General features: G+C 37.1%; 11 protein-coding genes. All 11 read left to right on the top strand.

Annotation, left to right across the window (positions count from 1 at the left end):
* Positions 1-233: 233 nt before the first annotated feature.
* A complete protein-coding gene (locus MKX83_RS13555; RefSeq protein WP_095373058.1) occupies positions 234-1007 on the top strand; it encodes a 2,3-dihydro-2,3-dihydroxybenzoate dehydrogenase in 774 nt (257 codons plus the stop codon).
* Between the two features lie 21 nt (positions 1008-1028).
* Entirely contained in the window at positions 1029-2189 is a 1161-nt protein-coding gene (locus MKX83_RS13550) for an isochorismate synthase (RefSeq protein ID WP_095373059.1), read from the top strand.
* Positions 2190-2209: 20 nt separating this feature from the next.
* Positions 2210-3826, top strand: coding sequence for a (2,3-dihydroxybenzoyl)adenylate synthase (locus tag MKX83_RS13545; protein ID WP_322909463.1), 1617 nt, complete (start codon positions 2210-2212; stop codon positions 3824-3826).
* 15 nt (positions 3827-3841) lie between these two features.
* Positions 3842-4726: an isochorismatase family protein gene (locus tag MKX83_RS13540; RefSeq protein ID WP_341055829.1), complete on the top strand. Its 885-nt coding sequence runs from the start codon at positions 3842-3844 to the stop codon at positions 4724-4726.
* A gap of 15 nt (positions 4727-4741) precedes the next feature.
* Positions 4742-11848, top strand: a complete 7107-nt coding sequence (locus MKX83_RS13535) for an amino acid adenylation domain-containing protein (RefSeq protein ID WP_341055826.1) — start codon at positions 4742-4744, stop codon at positions 11846-11848.
* On the top strand, positions 11845-12057 hold the full coding sequence (locus MKX83_RS13530; RefSeq protein ID WP_095373063.1) for an MbtH family protein: 213 nt from the start codon (positions 11845-11847) through the stop codon (positions 12055-12057). The genes MKX83_RS13535 and MKX83_RS13530 overlap by 4 nt, the downstream gene beginning before the upstream one ends.
* Positions 12057-13445, top strand: coding sequence for a DHA2 family efflux MFS transporter permease subunit (locus MKX83_RS13525; protein ID WP_095373064.1), 1389 nt, complete (start codon positions 12057-12059; stop codon positions 13443-13445). Before MKX83_RS13530 ends, MKX83_RS13525 begins: the two co-directional genes overlap by 1 nt.
* A 20-nt stretch (positions 13446-13465) precedes the next feature.
* On the top strand, positions 13466-14149 hold the full coding sequence (locus MKX83_RS13520; protein WP_307313531.1) for a 4'-phosphopantetheinyl transferase family protein: 684 nt from the start codon (positions 13466-13468) through the stop codon (positions 14147-14149).
* 251 nt (positions 14150-14400) lie between these two features.
* Positions 14401-15984 carry a PucR family transcriptional regulator gene (locus MKX83_RS13515; protein WP_095373066.1) on the top strand — a complete coding sequence of 528 codons (1584 nt, stop codon included), beginning with the start codon at positions 14401-14403 and terminating at the stop codon, positions 15982-15984.
* Positions 15985-16194: 210 nt separating this feature from the next.
* The gene (locus tag MKX83_RS13510; protein ID WP_095373067.1) at positions 16195-17661 is read left to right on the top strand and encodes a CoA-acylating methylmalonate-semialdehyde dehydrogenase; all 1467 of its coding nucleotides are present in this window, start codon (positions 16195-16197) and stop codon (positions 17659-17661) included.
* A 16-nt stretch (positions 17662-17677) separates the two neighbouring features.
* Complete coding sequence (locus tag MKX83_RS13505) at positions 17678-19030, top strand: aspartate aminotransferase family protein (protein ID WP_307313536.1); 1353 nt, start codon at positions 17678-17680, stop codon at positions 19028-19030.
* Positions 19031-19208 lie beyond the last annotated feature (178 nt).

The raw sequence follows: 19208 nt of genomic DNA, 5'->3' as shown, positions 1-19208 counted from the left end.
TTTCCATTACAAACCATTCGATTCGATAAAAAACCATTCGATTTCATAGAAATAGGATTTTTTTCCTCCTTGACGAATATTAGGAATCTGTACTATTGTTAATATTGTGATGTGATAATGAGAATCATTATCATTAAAAGTGTAATTTTTTTTCTAACAATCTAAGAAAGAAATGAACGCTTTCTTTTTTAATTTTAATTGAGAATGATTATCTGTTGAGAAAGGGTGTTCTGATGCTTAAAGGAAAAGTTGCAGTCATCTCAGGTGCAGCAAAAGGAATGGGTGCCGCTTTAGTCAAGCGTCTCTGTTTTGAAGGTTGCCAAGTGGTTGGGTTAGATATCGAAGCAGAAAAACTAAAACAACTATCGGAAGAGTTATCAAACCGGGATCAAACATTTGAAGGCTACATCTGTGATGTATCAAATAAAGCACATGTAACAGATACGATACAACTAGTAATAGAAAAATATAAAACGATTGATATTCTTGTCAATGTTGCTGGAGTGATATCAGTAAATCCGATTCAATCTATGACAATGGATGAATGGGAACATACTTTTTCTATTAATACAAATGGAGTATTTTATCTATCCCAAGAGGTGAGTAAAGTGATGATTGCCAAACAATCTGGGGCAATTGTTACAGTTAGTTCAAACGCAGCATCTGTACCGAGAACATCTATGTCAGCGTATTGTGCATCAAAAGCTGCTTCTCTCATGTTTACAAGATGTTTAGGGTTAGAGCTTGCAAAATACAATATACGTTGCAATATTGTTTCGCCAGGTGCCACTGACACAGATATGCAAAGAGACTTCTGGAAGGACGGTGCTATTGAGCAAGGAATTAAGGGTGTTCAAGAAGAATATCGCGTAGGTATTCCATTACAAAGGATTGCCACTCCGGAAAATATTGTTGATTCGATTCTTTACCTCGTTTCAGATCAGGCAAGTCATATCACTATGAATAATATTGTGATAGATGGTGGAGCGAGCTTAGGTGCACAATGACGAAAAAAGAGGTGAATATTAATGGCGATATTACAAGAAAAAAGCGTCAATAAAATGGCGGATTTATATAATAATGGCGATAGTTTCCTTGGTTTTCCCACAAAACATATTTTAGCAAAGGGAAAGGAAGTTGAATTACATACGGAAGAACAGGAAGGAAAATCCTTTAGTGAACGGGTGGATTTACTTTGGCAGAAGTGTCCCCGGACATATGGACATCATGATCTGATGATAGCAGCTTTTCCTTTCGATCAAAAGGATGTGGCAACCTTATTCATCCCTAAAGAAGTGATGTTGGAGAAACCGTTGACTAGTACAAGATATCAAGAAGGAAATCGACTCCCATTACCTAATAAGGTGAATTTTCATCCACAACCACAGGAATATATGATGATGGTCGAAAAGGCTGTAGCGAGAATAAAAAATGCAGAGCTTAAAAAGGTTGTTTTAGGCCGTTTAATGCAAATTGAGTTTAGTAAAAACGTGAATATTCGTTATGTTTTACAGAATTTATTAGCAGATAATGAAGATAAATTTAATTTTGCGGTTCATTTATCAGATGAAAAAAATACGTTGATAGGATCTAGCCCGGAATTGCTGATTAAAAAAGAGGGAGGAAAAGTGATTACCAATCCTTTAGCAGGTTCAAGACCGAGGATGGCGAACGAAGAGGATGATAAAAGGATGGCCCAAGAATTAAGTTGCTCTGAAAAAGATTTATATGAACATCGCCTTGTCGTTGAAGCGATTGAAAGAAATCTTAAGCCATATTGTCGAACACTAACTGTTCCCGCTCGACCTTCTGTTATTTCTACAAAAACGATGTGGCATCTTTCAACAAAAATAGAAGGGGAGTTGTATGACGAAGGCGTTTCATCTGTTCAATTAGCCGAGAGTATTCACCCGACACCAGCTATTTGTGGTACTCCAGCAGTTGAAGCTTTTCAATTGTTGAATGAACTCGAGCCATATAATCGTCATTATTTCACAGGGATGATTGGTTATAGTAAAAGGAACGGTGATGGAGAGTGGGCGATTTCGATTAGATGTGCAGAACTGAGTCAACGAAAAATGAAGTTATTTGCTGGAGCAGGAATTGTCGCTCAGTCAGTACCACAAGAAGAATGTGATGAAACGGCCGCAAAATTAAAAACGATGTTAAGTGCATTAGGTATTGAATAATTCATAAAGGAGAGTTGTAAATGTTACAAGGATATACACCTTGGCCAGATGAATTGGCAACAAAATATCGCTCAAATGGATGCTGGACTGGTGAAACTTTTGGTGAAGTATTAGAAAGGATGGCAACATTAACACCGACATCCATTGCACTGATTGAAGGAAATCGTAAAGTTACGTATGAAGAGTTAAATGATAGAGCCAATCGCTTAGCCCATGGATTCATCCATCTTGGGATAAAGAAGCAAGATCGAGTAGTATTGCAACTTACCAATACCATTACCTTTTTTGAAGTTTGTTTTGCGCTATTCCGTATGGGGGCTCTCCCTATTTTCTCTTTGCCATTGCATCGACAAACAGAAATTACTTACTTTTGTGAACATACAAAAGCCGTTGCTTATGTGATACCTGATGTTTTTGATAGACATGATTATGTGAAGATGGCCAGAGAAGTGAAAGGAAAAGTCAATACATTACAACATATTATTGTCGCAGGAGATGAGCAGGAGTTTTTAAACGTTGAAGCACTAATGTCTGAAGAATCTGTGAATCTACCAAATATTTCGGGTAGCGACTTAGCATTTTTCCAATTATCTGGTGGAAGTACTGGGTTGCCTAAGTTAATTCCGAGAACACATGATGAGTATTTATATAGTATTCGAAAAAGTGTAGAAATCTGTGAATTAAGTGAAAGGACGAAATATCTAGCTGTATTACCAGTAGCACATAACTTCACGATGAGTTCACCTGGTGTTTTTGGTGTCTTATATGCTGGTGGGTGCATCATTTTAAGTCCCGATCCTAGTCCAGATACGGCATTTCCATTAATCGAAAAAGAAAAAGTCAACTTTACATCACTCGTTCCTCCGCTAGCAATTATTTGGATTGAGGCAAAGAAGTCAAGAGATTACGATCTTACTAGCTTAGAGGTGATTCAAGTAGGTGGGGCAAAATGTAGTGCTGAAGTAGCGAAAAAAGTGGGACCTAGCTTCGGCTGTTCACTACAACAAGTTTTTGGCATGGCTGAAGGATTGGTTAATTATACGAGATTAGATGATACAGATGAGAAAATCGTTTATACACAAGGGAGACCAATGTCTGAATTTGATGAGATTCGTATTGTAGATGAAGAGGATCAGTCTATTGCCGTTGGTGATACGGGCCATTTACAAGTAAGAGGACCTTACACGATAATTGCCTATTACAATGCAGAGACTCATAACGAAAAAGCATTTACTCATGATGGCTTTTATCGGACAGGAGATATTGTTAAACAAACGGAAGATGGTTATTTAATCGTAGAAGGAAGAGATAAGGACCAAATTAATCGTGGTGGAGAAAAGATTGCTGCTGAAGAGGTTGAGAATTATTTGCTCTCACATGAAGATGTATTAGATGCAGCAATTGTCAGTATGCCAGATGCATTCCTTGGTGAAAGATCTTGTGCATTTATTATCTCGCAAAACGAACAGCTGACAGGTCAAGCTTTGAAGTCGTTTCTACAATTAAAAGGAATTGCCGCATTTAAGATACCTGACCGTTTTGAATTTGTACATGAGTTTCCACAAACACCACTTGGAAAAGTAAGTAAAAAAAGCTTAAGAGAAATCATCCAAGAAAAATTAGCTACTAAAATATAAAAGGAGAGATTCCCTATGTCAATACCAAAAATCAAAACCTATCCATTACCTGAGGCAAATAGTTTACCAATAAATAAAGTAGATTGGCAGCTTGATAATAAGCGCGCAGTACTGCTAATTCATGATATGCAAAATTATTTTATCAACTATTATGAGAATGGTTCTCAATTGATTGAGGGAGTAATTGAAAAGATTGCTCATGTAAAAGCTTATTGTCAAAGTAAAAATATACCCATTGTCTATACGGCACAACCAGGTAATCAAAAAGATGAAGACCGTGCCTTATTAACCGATTTTTGGGGGCCAGGACTAACCGAAGATGAAGCGCAAACAGGTATTGTACCTGAGTTGGCACCAACAGACAATGATACGATTCAAACAAAATGGAGATATAGTGCTTTTAAGAAATCAAATTTACTTGATCGTATGAAAGAAGATGGTCGTGATCAACTTATTATATGTGGTGTGTATGCACATATAGGTTGTTTAGCTACGGCAATGGAAGCATTTATGTATGATATCCAACCATTTCTAATTGCCGATGCAGTAGCTGATTTCTCTTATGAGGAACATGTACAGGCATTAAATTATACAGCAACTAGATGTGGGAAGGTTTTATTAACAGAAGCACTACTTCATGATTTATCAGGAAAAAACGCATCTAATCGTGCGCACAGTGAAATAAAGGCAAAAGTAGCAGAGATACTAGATATCTCCCCTAGTGAAATCAAGGATGATGATGACTTAGTGAGCTTAGGGTTAGACTCCATTAGGATGATGACGTTAGTAGAAGAATGGCGAGCTGAAGGAGCAGATGTAAACTTTATGAAAATGGCATCAAATCCAACTCTACAAGCTTGGTATGAAATGTTTCCACAAACAGACGAAGTCTATTCTTAAAAGGAGGAGCATGTAATGATCAGTGAAGCAACCAAACTGCAAGCAACAGATGCCCAAGCAGGTATTTGGTACGCCCATGAATTAGATGAAAGAAAGACAGCTTATAATACTGGCGAATATGTTGAAATAAACGGGCGAATAAACGTGTCGTTATTAATAGAAAGTATAAAGAGTACTGTTCAAGAAGCAGACAGCCTCCACATTACCTTTTTTGAAGAGAATGGAAAATTATATCAAGTTCTTCAAAAACCGAATGAAGTGCCTGTTCAATATATCGATGTGAGTCTAATGAAGACCCCTAAGCAAACAGCTATTGATCTCATGAATGATGACTTATCCCTGTCAATTGATTTGAAAAAAGGTCCGATATATAAGCAAATTCTCTTTAAAATAGCAAGTGATGAATATCTTTGGTATCAGAAAATACATCATATTGCTTGTGATGCATTAGGATTTTCATTGATAACAAACAAAGTGGCAAGTACTTATTCAGCATATCTAAAAGAAAAGTTTGAGCCAGAACCTGCTTTTAAACCATTGTCACTATTAATTGAAGAAGAGAACAAGTATAAAGAATCTTCGTTATATATGGAAGATCAAAAATATTGGAAGGAAAAATATAAAGGAGTCACACACGACGTTTCATTGTCTCAGAATGAGCTTCAATCTTCTGAGGCAACATCTACGATAAAAATTGCTAAAAAATTAACAGCCACAGAGTTTCAAAAGATAAAAAACAAGGCAAAAGAATGGAAAATCGCGTGGCCACATCTCGTGATTGCAGCTATGGGGGTTTATCAATATAAGATAACGGGGGATCGCAAGAGTTTATTAACATTACCGATGATGAATCGTTCAACAGTTGCGATGAATATTCCAGCAACAACAATGAATATTCTACCATTACTGCTATCATTTTCTAATGATTCGACTTTTATGAGTCTGGTGAAAGAAGTTGTAAATGAAACGAGAGAGAATAGTAAACATCAACATTATCGTCAAGAACAATTACAAAGAGATTTAGGAACTATTGGACAGAGCAGTTTTTTGAACTCTTTTCAAGTAAATATTATGCCGTTTACGTATCAACCGATTTTTGGCGATGTCGCTGCCACTACTTATAAATTAGCCACAGGTCCGATTGATTTAATGAATATGAATATGTTTGAGCAAGATAGAGATGGCAGTCTAAGAGTAGATATTGAAGCAAATGGTACGAAGTTTCAGCAATTGGAAGTAGAGCAACATGCAAGTAGAATAATCCATTGGCTAAAGAGGCTACCAAGTATTGATGGCGGGCAACCTATTTGGAAGATTAATTTATTATTAGATGAAGAAAACGCATTGATGCGAAAAGATTTAGGGTGTGAGACAGCTGAAAGCGTTCATCCGCTTATTCAATTCAAGGAAATGGTAAAGAAATATCCTCAGCATCCGGCATTAGAATATAGTGGGGAAATATGGACATATGAACAGCTAGATAAGATGACTTCAGCATTAGCAAAAGAAATGATTAGCACGGGGTACCATTATCCCTTTATTGCGGGGATAGCTGTAAGCCGTTCTGCCAATATTTTGGTTGCCATATTGGCTGTTTGGAAAGCTGGCGGTGCCTATGTGCCAATTGATATCGATTATCCTGAGAGTAGACTCAACTATATGTTAAAAGATAGTCAAACACAACTAATTCTTACTGATACTGAAGGGAAGCAGAAACTACCAAAAAGTTTCCAACCATATCTTATGACCATCGATGTTTTTAAGGATAAGAGTGAAACTTTGCTACCTCCCGTAAATAGTGGAGATCCAGCGTATATGATTTATACTTCAGGTTCAACTGGTAATCCAAAAGGTGTTCTCGTACCTGCAAAGTCACTTTCTTATTTCTTATCGGCAATGAATAAGCATTTACAGTTAAACCATATGGATCGCTTTTATGCTTTAACGACGATTTCGTTTGATATTTCTATATTAGAATTGATTTTACCCATCACGGTTGGGGGCACATGTGTGATCGCTAAGAATGCAGTCATTTCTGATCCGCCAAATATTGTAAAAGAATTAAAGGAAAAGCACATTAGTGCGGTTCAAGCAACACCGACACATTGGCAAATGATCCTGCCATTTATAACAGAAGAATTACAGGATGTCAAAGTATTAGTTGGGGGAGAGAAACTTCCTTCACATACAGCTAAGCAAATGCAAACGTTATGTCAAGAAGTACATCATGTTTACGGTCCAACTGAAACGACAATTTGGTCTACACATTATGTATTAACGTCAGTTGATGGTTTTACTTCACCACCACTGGGAGACGCCCTTTCAGGCACAGAAATTTACATTTTGGATGAAAACCTGCAACTAGTTGCTCCGGGTAGACCAGGTGAAATCTATATTGCGGGAGAGGCTGTTACATACGGTTACTATCGTAAGCCAGCGCTCACCTCCTCAAGGTTTGTGGCTAATCCATTTACTGAAAACGGCCAAAGAATGTATCGAACAGGTGATATTGGCATAAGAGATTTATCTGGAAAACTTCATTATGTGAAACGAAGTGATGATCAAGTAAAAGTCCGTGGACATCGGATGGAATTAGGCGAGATTGAGCATCACTTGTTAGCACACCCTAATGTGAAAAGCTGTAAAGTGATTGTAAGAGAAGATCAACCGGGAGATCAACGTATTACGGCTTATATAATAGCGGCAGAGAACGTGAAGAAAACAAGTGAAGATTTCAATTCATACTTACGTGAGTTTTTGCCAGATTATATGATTCCTAGTTTCTTTATGTATTTGGACGCTTTCCCATTGACGCTTAATGGAAAGTTAAATTTGCGTGAATTACCTAATCCGCTGGAAAGTAACGCAAGCTATACAGATGACGAATGTTGGACTCCTTTGCAGAAGGATGTTTATAATATTTTCCGCCAAATATTAATGTTGAATGAAATACGCGAAACCGATTCGTTCTTTGCTCTTGGCGGTCATTCATTACTTGCTTCCCAATTACTGGGTAAGCTTCGTGAGGAATTCGGTCTAAGTTTATCATTCTCAGCATTTTATCAAAACCCAACAATCCAATTTATTGTTGAACAAGTGAAAGAACAATCAGACAACAAGTTTGAAGGTAGAAAGTTAAAGCCACATAAGAGAGATCAGTATGCTCCAATGAGTCATGAACAAAAAAGATTATGGTTTATCGAACAAACAGAAAATGTAGGTTCTACTTATTATATTCCTGTAGTAGTCAAGTTGAAAGGCACACTCCGAAAGGACGCTTTATACGAATCTTTAGTTGAGGTAATGAAAAAGCATGAAGCGTTGAGAACTGTCATAGAAACAAAAGATGGTGAAGTATATCAAAGGGTATTATCAGTTGATGAAGCAACATTGAAATACTATGAAAAAACGATTAATCGAAATGAGCTCAATCATGAGATTGATGAAGCGATCAAAATGCCAATCGATTGGGAAAATGAATTAGGTTGGCATAGCTATCTATTTAGAATAAATGAAAAAGAGAATATATTATGTATTGTTTATCACCATCTATTCGCTGATGGGTGGTCGATTGCACCATTTATGGAAGATGTATCAACTGCTTATGAGGCCTTTGTTAAGGGTGATCAGCCAGTTTTATCTTCATTACCTATTCAGTATGGTGATTATGCCTTCTGGCAACAGGAAATGTTAGTGGATGATATGGAGGAAAAGCTTGCCTTTTGGAAAAAACAATTAGCCCACATACCTGAGGCCATCCCACTACCACTTGGGGTTGAAAGACCAGAAAAAAGAATGGTTGAAGGTGGACGATTGACTTTTGAGATGGACAAAAACCTTTATCGACAACTCAATCAGTTAGCAAAAGATGAAGATGTTACGTTGTTTATGGTTCTACAATCAGCATTAGCAACACTGTATCATCGTTTAGGCGCTGGTGATGATATCCCATTTGGTACACCAGTAGCTGGGAGGAATGAGCCGTCATTACAAGCAATCGTTGGCTTCTTTGTTAATACAATTGTTCTACGTACAGATGTTTCAGGCAATCCATCATTTTTACAGTTACTACATCGCGTGAAGAAACAAAATATGAGTATTTATGATCAGCAAGACACACCGTTTGATAGAGTGGTAGAGGCGATTAACCCAACCCGTTCTAATAAAGTTCATCCATTATTCCAATCAATGATTATTATGCAAAACACACCACAACCGTCATTTAAAGTGGAGGGAGTGGATGCAGAAATTCAAATTAACGGTACGAACACAGCGAAATTTGATTTAACTTTTGAATTTTGGCAAGGATTTAATCAAGATACATTGGAAGGTGCGATTGAATATAGAAAAGACCTTTATAAGCATGAACAAATCCAACATTTATTGCAACAATGGTTGACTCTCTTAAGTTCAATCATTGCTACGCCGAATCAATCTGTTGGAAAGTTACCGATTCTATTAGACACAGAAAAAAATGAGTTATTACATCTACAATCAAAGAAAGTAACAGCGAAACAAGAACATATCGTTCATAACTTTGAACAAATGGTAGAACAATACCGCAATGAAATAGCGGTAACATATGATGAGACATCAATCAGTTATCAACAACTAAATGAAAGAGCAAATCAGCTTGCTAGAATGTTAATTGATAAAGGTGTAAAAGCAAATGATTTTATCACCATATCATTACCACGGTCCTTGGAGTTAATTACAAGTATTTTAGCGGTATTGAAAGCCGGTGCAGCCTACGTACCAATAGATCCGGATTACCCAGAAGATCGCAAACAATATATCCATCGTGATGCTGGTGCGGCTATGATGATTACTGATAAAAAACAGGTAGAACAAGGGAATCAAATTGTGTTTGATCTAGAATTACATCAAACATTGACATTGTATGATACTTCTAACTTAGAAGAAATTGAGGGGAATGAGATATATCCGAGTTCACCAGCTTATATTATTTATACATCAGGTTCTACCGGTAAGCCAAAGGGTGTGCTAGTTCCACATAGCAATGTGGTAAGACTGTTTGCCTCAACGAATCAATGGTTTTCTTTTGATCATGATGATGTTTGGACACTTTTCCATTCATATGCTTTTGATTTCTCTGTTTGGGAGATATGGGGTGCATTATTATATGGTGGAAAACTAGTTATTGTCCCATACGAGACGACTAGAAACCCACAAGCTTTTCTACAATTATTAGTTAAAGAACGAGTGACTGTATTAAATCAAACACCATCTGCATTCTATCAATTAATGGAAGCTGAAAAAGAAAGAATTGATTTATCGGATATGTTGCGAATCAGATATATCATTTTTGGTGGAGAGGCGTTGGAACTACCAAGATTGGAAAGTTGGTATAACCTGCATGCAATGTCAAAAACAAAGCTTATTAACATGTACGGTATCACAGAAACAACCGTTCACGTCAGTTACTTAGAACTAACGAAAGACATAATTCGACAATCTGCTAGTAGTTTAATTGGTGAAGGTATCCCTGATTTAGGTGTGTATATATTAGATGATTACCTTCAACCTGTTCCTAAAGGTGTAATAGGAGAAATGTATGTTAGTGGGGATGGACTCGCTCATGGTTATTTAAATCAACCAGCACTGACAGCGGAGAGATTTGTCGCTAATCCATATGGATCAGCAGGAAGTCGAATGTACAAAACGGGAGATTTAGCAAAATGGACAGAAGATGGTTCACTTGACTATATTGGTCGCTCCGATCATCAAGTGAAAATTCGTGGTTTCCGCATCGAGTTAGGTGAAGTGAATGCAGCACTTCTTCAGTATCCTGCAATTAAACAAGCTGTAACAACAGTACTAACGATGCATGGTGATAAGCAATTGGTTAGCTATTTCATCTCTCACAATGAGATTGATTACAAAGAACTGAGACAATTTTTACAAATGAGATTGCCTAAATATATGGTTCCGAATCACTTCGTTAGAACAGATGATATTCCATTAACGAACCACGGGAAATTAGATTTGAAAGCTCTCCCGAAACCAGAGATGGAGACAATGCAGGGAGATAGGCATCTACCTAGAACTCCACAAGAAGAAATACTTACGCAGTTATTTGCAGAAATCCTACATTTAACTGAAGTAAGTATTGATGATAGTTTCTTTGATTTAGGAGGGCATTCGTTATTAGCTGTTCAATTAATGAAAAAAATAGAATCAACATTCGGCAAAGAGTTAGGCATTGGTGTGTTATTTGAAGCACCAACTGCAGCGCAACTCGCAAAAGTGATTGAAGGTGATGCAGAAGAAGGCGCTTCATTACAGTCATTATTGGGTTTACGAAAAACAGGAAGTGAGACGCCATTATTCTGTGTGCATCCAGCAGGTGGTTTAAGCTGGTGCTATGCTGGATTGATGTCGAAACTAGATAGTCGTTTTCCTATCTATGGCCTACAAGCAAAAGGGATTAAAGAGAAGAAAAATAAACCTACAAGTTTAGTTGAAATGGCGAAGGATTATATCCAAGAGATTCGTTCTGTTCAACCAAAAGGTCCGTATCGCTTACTTGGCTGGTCGTTAGGAGGCAACGTTGTTCATGCAATGGCAGTTGAATTACAAAAGCAGGGCGAGAAAATTGAGTTTTTAGTCATGATGGATTCCTATCCAGGTCATTTCATTTCTATGAATGAAGAAGAAGCAGAAGATGATGCGTTAATTGCGATGCTAGCACTTGGGGGCTATGATCCTCAAGAAGTGAAAGGCGATCAATTAACAATACAATCGGTTAAAGAATTACTTCAGGAAAAGGGGAGTGTACTTGCATCATTGGATGAAGAAACAATCGAAAATCTTAAAGAAACCTATCAAAATTCCGTTCGTATCATGTCAGAATATGACCCAGAAGTATATGAGGGAGATATGATTTTCTTCAAGTCAACAATTGTTCCAGAGTGGTTTAAAAATGATGATCCAGCGAGATGGTTACCATATGTTCATGGCAGGATGCGACAATATGATATTGCTTGCCGTCATAAAGATATGTGTCAACCAGAACCTTTAGCAGAAATAGGAGAAGGAATCGCAAGAGAGTTAAAGTGTTTAATTGAAAACAAGCATTTAGAAGGGAGTCTACAAACATGAGTAACCCATTTGATCAAAAAGATTCTTTGTATTTTGTTTTAATGAATAATGTAGGGCAGTATTCATTATGGCCAAGTTATATTGATGTGCCTACAGGCTGGCAAGTGGTTTGGGGGGAAACTACCCTTTCAAGCTGCCATCAATATATTGAAGAGCATTGGGAAAGTCTACTTCCAAATGAAAAAGAGAAGGAAAGTCTATCACTGTAATGACAATGGATAGAAAAGTTAAATACCAAAGAAGAGCATTATGTACAGTGTATATACTAGCTATGTTTATGGCGGCATTAGACGGAACAATCGTCTATGTTGCCCTTCCTTCGATTGCTGCTGAACTGGGCGTAACATCCGCTCAGTTAAGTGGATTGACTGTCTGGTATCTTGTTGGGGTTAGCATGATTTTACCTTGTGCAGGGTATTTAGGTGATCGTTTTGGAAGTAAAAAGATGTTTATGGTTAGCTCACTCGTTTTTACATTCGCTTCTTATATGTGTGCTTTAGCAGATTCAGTATCGATGTTAAACATAGCCCGGTTTCTGCAAGGATTAGGAGGCGGCTTGTTTGCCCCTATAGGCATGGCGATGATCTTTCGGACGTTTTCCATTGAAGAACGTCCGAAACTGTCGCGGTCTTTCGTCATTCCAATTGCTATAGCACCTGCCCTTGGTCCGATAATTGGTGGGTTAATCGTTACTTATTTACCATGGCAGTGGATCTTCTTAATTAATATTCCGATTGGCTTGTTCATCGTTATAATCGGTGCACTATTTTTACAGGAAAAACATGAGTATATGGGTAAAAAGCTAGATGTGAAAGGCTTATTATTAATGGTGATTGGTTTTCCATTATTTATGTATACGTTGAATCGACTAACAGCAGGAATGAGTCTGCCAATAATCGTTTTTGGGATGATTGGGCTAATAATGATTGTTACATATGTTTTTCATGCATTAAAAGCAGATCAACCATTATTGAACTTAAAATTATTGGAGGAAAAGACATTTAAACGAATAAGCATGCTCTCTTTTCTTGGAGCGGCAGGCTTACAAGGTTTCTTGTATTTGTTCCCGATTATGTATCAATATACAACTGGTGCATCACCATTAAAAAGTGGATTAACTATTTTTATTGAAGCGATTGGTTTAATGGTGGCATCAAGAGTAATGCCCCTGACATTAAAACTTCTCGGCGTTTATCGTGTGATTGTTTATGGATTCTTATTATCCAGTGTCTTTTTCCTACTCATCAGTTGGATAGGCCCTACTGGTTCTATCATCGGTTTACAAATTTGTTTATTTGGAATTGGACTGACGTTAGGACATGCCGTGATTGCCATGCAGTATACGGCATTCCATCATATTAATAAAGAAAAGATGTCACAAGCAACCACATTATTTAATGTGCAGAACCGCTTGGGTGCAGCAATGGGAATTGTGAGTATTTCTTTAATTATCAGCATGTTCTCAATCGGAAATGAGCAATTATATCAAGTGGCAATTATTTTTTGTGCTATGCTTCTACTTGCTGCGTGCTTGTTTGCGATCAATAGTCAAACTGCCATTAAGTCAACTTCACCAAAAATGAAAAAAGCAAGCTAGTATAAGAAGGAGGGGAAGGTATGCTTGAAGTTTTTGCTTGTCGATTACCGCAAGTACATTCAGAGGTAACTTTACATCATTATAGCGACTATTTACCACCATTAAAAAGAACACAAATCCACCGTTATAGAAGAATAGAAGATGCATATCGTACGTTAGTAGGTTATCTATTATTAAGGAAAATACTTATGAAGAAGTTACCTAAAGTTGATTTTACTAAGCTCGAATTCAGCAAATACGGTAAACCTTTTTTGAACGCGGACCCTTTTCCCCCTTTTAGCTTGTCTCATTCAGGTGATTGGTGTGTGTGTGCCGTTGGAACTGATGGAATGGTTGGGATAGATTTAGAAAAAATAACTAAACCAAAGCCAGAGTTACACTCCCTATTGTTTCGAGAGGAAGAAGAGTGTATGGGAGCGAAAGATTTTTTTAATCGTTGGACGATAAAAGAAAGCTATTTAAAAGCCATCGGTACTGGTTTACATATAGACCTCCAAGAAATAGAACTCGAAGAAAAAAATCGGAGTGAATTCGATGTCAACCATCAACAAAAACGGTATCCAGGGGGAAAAGTAAAGGTATATAACCTCCTAAAGCAATATAGCTTATCAATTTGCACATTGTCACCCGAGGAAAAACTTCCTCATCATCTACAACTTGTCACATTTGAAGAAATTATCAAACCCAGCGTACAAACAGTATAAAGCGCTGGGTTTCATTTTATGAACCTCATTTATATGACGGAATACATAAAGAAATCTTGCTGAGTATGAAGAGCGTTTGATCAGAAGAATTGTTGCAATGCGTTTAAGAAATGTGTAAAAAGAATAAACATTTATTTTCATGGGAGTGGGCCTCTTATGTTTACTGAATGTATTAAATATTTCTATTATATTTGACAATTTGTCTAGTTATCTATTAATATTCTATATATTCAGAATTTAGGAGGGCGAGAATGAAATCCTATTTAACCGTCAATGATATCTTGCAAAGGAAGCATTTCGATCAAATAGAAATAGTTGCAGGGAAAGATGGGTTAGTAGATCAAGTGAAGTGGGTTCATATTGTTGAGGTAACAAAAATAGGGAATCTCTTAAAAGGAAATGAACTAATCCTTTCAACCGCTGTTGCATGGCGAGAGAGAAAGGAATTATTTATCTCAATTGTACAACAGTTAATTAAGTCGAATGCAGCAGGCTTATGTATTGAATATGGCACTTATACGAAGGGCATACCTCATGAAATTATCTCTATGGCAAACAAAGCGAATTTCCCCATTATACTCATATTAAAGGAAGTTCCTTTCGTGGAAATCACGCAAGACATTCATACATCTTTAATTAATCAGCAATATGATATGTTAGCTAATTTAGAAAAAATCTCTCATATCTTAAATAAGAAACTTCTTTCTATTAATCATTATGATGAACTTTTGAAGGTCATTTATGAAGAATTGCAAGTGCAAATTCTATTATTATTTCAAGATGAAAGTACGAAGTTTTATCCTGTACTACCGGAAATAAAAAGAGAAAATATCCTAAAGAAGGTACAAGCCCAACAAGAACCTTCACGTTTTGTCGTAAGAGCTACTATTGAACTTTTAGGAGAGAAATTTGCTGAACTTATCATCATTTCTTCATCTCATCACTTAACAGAATATGATCAGCTAATTGTAGACAGAACAGCTAACGCTCTAGCACAATTCTTTATTCGTGAATTATATGTAGAGGAAAAAAGAAGGTTAGAAGAAAGTGAGTGGGTAAATTCTTGGTTAGAAGGTAAGGAAACGACTCCTTCATTACTAAACCATGTATCTGCCTATTTACCGAATGCACCTCGAGGGGCGGTTGTATGTGTCTATCAAGTGGAAATGTTAGAAAATTTAACTTACTTCAAGTTGTATTTTCGCTCCATATTAGAACAAAAAGGTTTTTCTTTCTTAGCCGTTGAGAAGCACAAAGCAATTGTATTTATATTATTTAATGAAAGAGGATTAACTGATTGGAAGAGGAGAGTAGTACAAGCAATTGAAAAAATGAAGCAATTATTTTCGGATTTGCAATCAGACACGACTTTTAATTTTGGAATTGGAAAATATGTATCTGATTTGAATGCGGTGCATGAGAGTTATCAAACGGCATTAGAAACAATCCAAGTGAATCAACAATTTTATCATCGTTCGTATTCAAGTATGTTTTATGATGACTTACATATATTTCGTATTATCTCAGTTGCCAGTAGGCATATGAACTTACAAGGAATGATCGAAGAATATTTAGGACCGATTGTTGAATATGATACTGCACATCAATCAAAGTTAATGGAAACATTAAAAATGTACTTAATTTGTAATGGCTCAAAAAAAGATACGGCACAGAAATTGTATATTGTTAGACAAACTTTATATCATCGGTTGGAAAAAATTGAGCAGTTATTAGGCTCCGATTTTATGAGTCATGAGAAAAGATTGGCATTGGAATTTATGCTATTAAGCTATGATTTTATCCAGCGACCAATCGATTTAAAACAAATAAAGTAAAAAAGAATGAACCGTCTCTATAGTAGTCGGTTTATTTTGCTTGTTACGATTTCCTTTGAGGCACTGATTTCAAGATTTACCCTATTCTTTCATATAGACCGTTTGTTTATGAATGACCGTTATCCTTTTTACAGTATGTCTAATGAAAAAGGGATAATAAATAAGAGATAATGAAATCAGAATAATCAATCTTTAATAGGAGGTTTGATGATGAGCGTAATTGAACAGGGAACGAAAACTTTACAGAATTTTATTAATGGCCAATGGGTACCTTCACAATCTACAGAAACAATGGAGGTGCCTAATCCAGCAACTGGGGAAATTATTGCAAAGGTACCTATATCCATGAAATCAGATGTTGATCAAGCAGTAAAGGCAGCAGCAAATGCTTTTCAAACTTGGAAAAAAACACCGGTTCCAAAAAGAGCGAGAATTCTCTATAAATATCATCATTTGTTAACGGAAAACCATGAAAGATTAGCAAAATTAATCGTAGAAGAGAATGGTAAAGCATATAAAGAAGCATATGGGGAAGTGCAAAGGGGAATTGAATGTGTGGAATTTGCCGCTGGAGCCCCAACACTAATGATGGGAGAAACTTTGTCGACGATTGCAGAAGACATCGATTCACAAATGTTTCGTTACCCACATGGAGTTGTCGCTGGTATCACACCATTTAATTTCCCAATGATGGTTCCTTTGTGGATGTTTCCACTTGCCATTGCATGTGGCAATACTTTTGTTCTTAAGCCATCAGAGCGAACGCCTATTTTATCTAATGAGTTGACGAAGTTGTTTATGGAAGCTGGTGCACCAGCTGGCGTCTTAAATGTTGTCCACGGTGCGCATGATGTAGTTAATGGCTTACTGGAACATCCCCTCGTCAAAGCAATTTCATTTGTTGGTTCTCAACCGGTTGCGAAATATGTCTATGAAAAAGCGGCTTCTTACGGTAAAAGAGTGCAAGCATTATCAGGAGCGAAGAATCATCATATTGTTATGCCAGATGCGGATATGGAGAAAGCGATTAGTCATATTATAAGCTCCACATTTGGCAGTGCTGGTCAGCGTTGTATGGCTTGTAGTGCAGTTGTTGTGGTAGGTGATGGATCTGAGTTTGTGGAAAAGCTTTCACAAGCAGCAGATGAATTAATTATTGGTGAAGGCTCTAATGAAGAAGTCCTGCTAACACCAGTTATAAGAGATTCTCATCGTCAGAAAGTTTTAGGATATATTGAGAAAGGCATTGAAGAAGGAGCAGAGCTGTTACGTGATGGTAGAGCTGTTATGACTGAAATGAAAAACGGCACATTTTTAGGTCCGACAATTTTTGATCAAGTCACACCTGATATGACCATTGCGAAGGATGAGATATTTGCCCCAGTCCTAAGTTTATTGAGAGCGAAAGATTTAGATGAGGGATTAGCTTATATTAGTCAATCAAGATATGGAAATGGCGCAACGATTTATACGAAAGATGCGCGTGCTGTTCGTCAGTTCAGAGAAGAAGCGGATGCAGGTATGTTAGGGATCAATATTGGTGTCCCAGCAACAATGGCCTTTTTTCCTTTCTCTGGGTGGAAGGATTCGTTTTATGGTGATTTGCATGTAAACGGGAAAGATGGCGTTAATTTTTATACCCGGAAGAAGATGATTACCTCACGTTTTGATTATTAATAAGGAGGAAAAGTGCATGGCTGAAATTAAGGAAGAGAAAGGGTTGCTTAAGAAAGATGCAGAGGTTGTTTGGCACGCGATGAAACCATTTAGCCCTAATAGCACAATTATAGCGGAAAAAGCAGATGGTGCTTGGGTTACTGATCATGAAGGTAATCGCTATTTAGATGCAATGGCAGGTTTATGGTGTGTTAATGCAGGCTATGGTAGAAAAGAGCTCGCAGAAGCAGCATACGAACAATTAAAAGAGATGAGTTATTTTCCTTTATCACAAAGCCATACACCAGCGATAAAATTAGCTGAAAAACTAAATGAAATGCTCGGTGGCGGCTATGTATTCTTCTTTTCAAATAGTGGCTCAGAGGCGAATGAAACCGCATTTAAAATCGTTAGACAGTATTATAAACAAAAGGGAGAACATGAACGCTACAAGATTATTTCTAGGTATCGTGGGTATCATGGGAATACGATGGCAACACTTGCAGCAACAGGGCAGGCGCAAAGAAAATATAAATATGAACCGCTCGCACCTGGCTTTATTCATGTCGCACCACCTGATATGTATCGCCAACCGGAAGATGAAACCTTGGCATCTACCAAGCTTCAATCAGTACAGGATATAGATAAAGTAATGACATGGGAGCTAAGCGAGACCGTTGCAGCTGTCATAATGGAACCAATTATTACAGGTGGCGGGGTTATTATGCCACCAGAAAACTATATGAAAGGAGTAAAAGAGGTTTGTGAGAAGCACGGGGCATTGCTCATTAGTGATGAAGTTATTAATGGCTTTGGTCGCACGGGTGAACCGTTTGGATTTATGAATTATGAGGTCTCACCAGATATTATTACGATGGCAAAAGGGATAACAAGTGCGTATTTACCATTGTCAGCTACCGCAGTGAAAAAAGAAATCTATGATTATTTCAAAGGAACAGAAGAATATGATTACTTTCGCCATGTGAATACTTTTGGAGGAAACCCTGCTGCTTGCGCTTTAGCATTGAAAAACCTGGAGATTATGGAAGATGAGAAGCTGTACGAACGGTCGAAAACAGCTGGGGATGCGCTAAAGAGGACATTACTGCAAAAGCTGCAACATCACCCTTATGTAGGGGATGTGAGAGGAAAAGGTTTATTAATAGGTATTGAGTTAGTAGAGGATCAGGCGACGAAGGAACCGCTAGCTGTGGAGTATGTGAATAAGATCATTTCCGGATGTAAGGAGAAAGGTGTACTAATAGGTAAAAACGGAGCAACTGTTGCTGGATATAATAATATTATTACACTTGCCCCACCGTTAAATATAACTGATAGTGATATCACTTTTTTAATTGATACATTAACAGAGCAAATGAACCAACTTTAAATATATGCTGCACTGGCTTGCCATTGATTGCAACCAGTGCTTTTTTCCATAGATGTATGTATGAACGGTGTTAAGAAGTCATTAGCTAGTTTTTTTATTTGTTATGAGAATATATTTCTCACCATTCATTTTTCTATGTAGGTTGTATCATTGGTATTTAATAAGCAAATCAATATAA

This window comes from Cytobacillus sp. FSL M8-0252, from assembly GCF_038007345.1.
GTDB lineage: Bacteria > Bacillota > Bacilli > Bacillales > Cytobacillaceae > Cytobacillus > Cytobacillus kochii.
Note: the sequence above shows the minus strand (reverse complement) of the source record. Positions and strands in the feature narration are given on the sequence as shown.